Annotated in this window: 2 protein-coding genes; both read right to left on the reverse strand. The window is 36.7% G+C overall.

Annotated features, from left to right (window positions below; translation table 11 throughout):
• Positions 1-1,256: putative metal-binding motif-containing protein (locus tag FUA22_RS13955; protein WP_147769216.1), on the reverse strand; the 1,256-nt coding region annotated here is incomplete at its 3' end.
• A gap of 212 nt (positions 1,257-1,468) precedes the next feature.
• The coding region (locus FUA22_RS13960) for a T9SS type A sorting domain-containing protein (RefSeq protein WP_147769217.1) at positions 1,469-3,189 on the reverse strand (1,721 nt) is incomplete at its 5' end.

Raw genomic sequence — 3,189 nt, forward strand, 5'->3', positions numbered from 1 at the left:
GCCACTTCTGTAGCTCCTGGATTAATAGCTGGATTACCATCATCACAATCTACATTCGGGTTATCTGCATATCCATCCTCATCATCATCATCTACTGCAACATTTGACCATAACTTTAAATTAAAAGTTGGGTTCACAGGTGTGGTTGTTCCTAAATAGTATACCCTAATATAATAGGTGTCACCAATAGTAAATTCGGGATTTGAGGTACTAAAAAAAATTTCTTCGTCTGCTAAAACAGTGGAAGCATCATCTGAACAAGCAATATAACTCAATGCATTACAGTCTCCAGAATACAAAGTTAAAACACCATCAAAGGTAGGATCCAAATAAATATGAATATCATCTGTCTGGGCAATAAATTTATACCATATATCATCTCTGGCATTACCTGTTTTGGTATTGCATGTCTCGGCATCTACATTGGTACCTGCTCCACCGCTCAAATCTCCAGGGATAGCTGTAGCATCTCCTACACTGGCTTTGTTTAGTTCTTGAACTATATTAACTGCTCCCTCACAAAAATCATTATCTGGTGGTTCTAAGGCGTTAGTAATATAGGTAGGCGGAAATTTAAACCAACTACTCTCCTGCCCTCCTGAACATGTTGATCTAACATAAATCCAATACGATGTACTAGCTGATAAAATTTCTCCAGTACTTGCATTCGTAGTTGGAGCAGTTGTACTTCCTGAACCTATTATATTAGTATCTACATCTCCTCCCGCTAATACTATACGCCAATCATAGCCTGTTGGGGTACTTAAGGCTGGAGCGCTCCAATAAAAATCTATTCTTGTATCAGACTTATAGGTAATACCTCCGGGAGCTCCCGGCATATTACAAGTAGCATTTGTTAAATTCTGTATGGTTAAATCATGAAACTCTGTATCTGTACCACATCCAGCACTTAAATTTATGTGGATTTCTATAGAAGTAACATTTATGGGGTCTAGCTCTAAAGGGGTAGTCTTACTCGCTAGAACATTATTATTTGAAGCATCACGAATAGTGATATAGTCTGCATTGGGAATATTGGTACGGTTAGAGGTAAACCTGTAATGGTCTGAAGCATTTAAACCGCTAATTACTACATACTCTCCAGCTGCTATACCAGAAGCTATTTGATGTTCTTCGCCGTCATTGATATCTACACCACCTGGAATGGGATTTAGATATTCTTCTGTATTATCACATTGAGAAAACAATTGGTAGGATAAAAAAAATACGGTTAGACACACTAAATATTTTTTCATGAGTCGATAGTTTGGAGTTAAACAATTGATCTATTAAGAAGTAATCCTAATTACCTTTTAAGTTAATTCAATTGTAGGTTTCTTGGTATTTTTATAGATGAAGCACCTTTAATTTTGGTGAGTACAACAATTTAAGTGATAGATAAAGAACTTTAAATTAAAAAAAAGGAGCGGATATCCCACTCCTTTTTTTAATGTTAAAAGTTAGTTGCTTACTCTTGAGGTTTTGCTGATATTATTTTTCTAACAGCACTCTCTTTAGAGGTGGTTAAACGTACAAAGTACATTTGATCATCAGCTCTAGATAAATCAATGGTTTTAGTACCATAAGTACCTTTAGCATAATTGGTATCTTCAGCTTGTCTTATTAATGCGCCTTTTATGTCATACACATTAATTGTAACATCTGTATCATACTCAAACTTATAGCTTACATTAACCTGATCTGTAAACGGAATAGGATAAGCCGTTACTTTAGTGTCAATTGTTTTTGACCATGGATCAACTACAACTTCACAATTCATTTCTCCTGGTGTAGGTGCATTACCTTCAAATTCTCCATATCCTGCTCTTGGAACAAATCCGTTAGGTGCATCATCTTCAGAAGTATCAGTACAAGCCACTACGTGTGCAATTAGGTAAACTAATCCTCCTCCTGGTACTGTTATTTTCTTTTCAGCGTCTGATGATGTACTCCATCCTTCTGCAAAACCATTACCTTCAGATACAAATGTATATTGACCAGGTGCTACAGTATAAGCGCCAGAATTATTTTCTGGATATGGGTCACACCCCACATATAAGTGAATCTCATCAAAGCCTGTATCACCATCTTTAGGTGTAAACTCTACATGAACAGTATCATCACTAGTACTGTAATTTACCGTTACGTAACCTACATACTCCCCTTTGTCTAGTAGACATCTTCCTGCGCCTCTATATAAATCAAGAATATATGGATCGTTAGATGGTGTAATAGCATTTGTCCAACCCCAACGTCTGAAACTATCTTCTCTAAAACATTTGCTTGTACCACTTACATAGTTTCCTTGATCGTCTAAAACTAGCTCATCTATAGCTGTTTTATCATCATTAAGCATCACTCCAAAGGCGGTGCCACAATCTGTACAGTCTACTACGGGAATTATTACTTTATCGCTATCTGTACAAGCTCCATCTTGCTCAGGTGTTGTATAAGTATATGTCACTTCATAATCTCCTGCATTTATACCTCCATCTGGTACCGTAAATAAACCTCCAGCAGTAATATGCGGGCCACTCCATGTACCTCCTACTGGCGAACCTGTAAGTTGTACACTACCACCTTCACTACATAATGGTTCTGGTGATAAACCAGCATCTACTGTTGGTTTAGGATACACATTAAAATCGGTTGAAGCTCCAAATGAGGTTACACAATTATCATCTGTTTTAATTTCAACAAAGAATTTATAATTACCAACTGCTGTGGGTGCTAATGGACAACCAGTACCTTGATCATACTGAATAACATAAGGTTGACCATCTTTAGTGGCTCCTATCCAGTTTATTGTTGCATTAGGCACACCATTTACATTTGCATAATTGCATAATGTAGTTGGTTTTTGAGGATCATTTTCACAATAACTTGTTGGTGTTACATTTGGTCTTACCTTAGTACCACCTACTCTTAAAGTTTCACTACAAGAAGACATACAACCGTTTCCGTCTGTTACGTAAACAGTATATAGCCCGGGTAAAGTAATATCACCAGTGTTAGCTGAGTTAGATATTATATTACCATCATATTTCCAAACATAACTTGTACCACCACTAGCTGTAAAGCTTGTTTTATCTCCTGGGCAGATGAAGGTGTTGCCTGTTATCTCACAGATTGGTAGCGGATTAATCAATAATGTTGCTGTATTTGAATTTGTACACGTATTATTATCTG

The sequence above is a fragment of the Seonamhaeicola maritimus genome, from assembly GCF_008056315.1.
Taxonomy (GTDB): domain Bacteria; phylum Bacteroidota; class Bacteroidia; order Flavobacteriales; family Flavobacteriaceae; genus Seonamhaeicola; species Seonamhaeicola maritimus.